The sequence below is a fragment of the Nostoc sp. CALU 1950 genome, from assembly GCF_051172895.1.
Classification (GTDB): domain Bacteria; phylum Cyanobacteriota; class Cyanobacteriia; order Cyanobacteriales; family Nostocaceae; genus Nostoc; species Nostoc edaphicum_A.
On record NZ_JBDNJQ010000458.1, the window covers coordinates 1 to 298 of the forward strand.

The following is a 298-nucleotide window of genomic DNA, read 5'->3' on the forward strand; positions in this document are numbered from 1 at the left end:
TGGCAAAATCTCTGGTAGTTTATCCACTAAGGCGGTCAAGGCATCAGCGCGATTTTTATCATCCTGAATTGACCGAGCAACAGCCAGTGCTTCTGGCAAAATCTCTGGTAGTTTATCCACTAAGGCGGTCAAGGCATCAGCGCGATTTCTCTCATCTTGAATTGACCGAGCAGCAGCCAGTGCTTCTGGCAAAATCTCTGATAATTTGTCTGCTAAAGCTCTCAAAGCATTGGCGCGATTTCTCTCATCATGAATCGACCGAGCAGCAGTCAGCGCATCTGTTAACAACTCCGGTGGC

General features: G+C 48.0%; 1 protein-coding gene. It reads right to left on the reverse strand.

Features of this window, described 5'->3' with window-relative positions; translation table 11 throughout:
* The coding region (locus ABF638_RS38415; protein WP_435027958.1) for a hypothetical protein at positions 1 to 298 on the reverse strand (298 nt) is incomplete at both ends.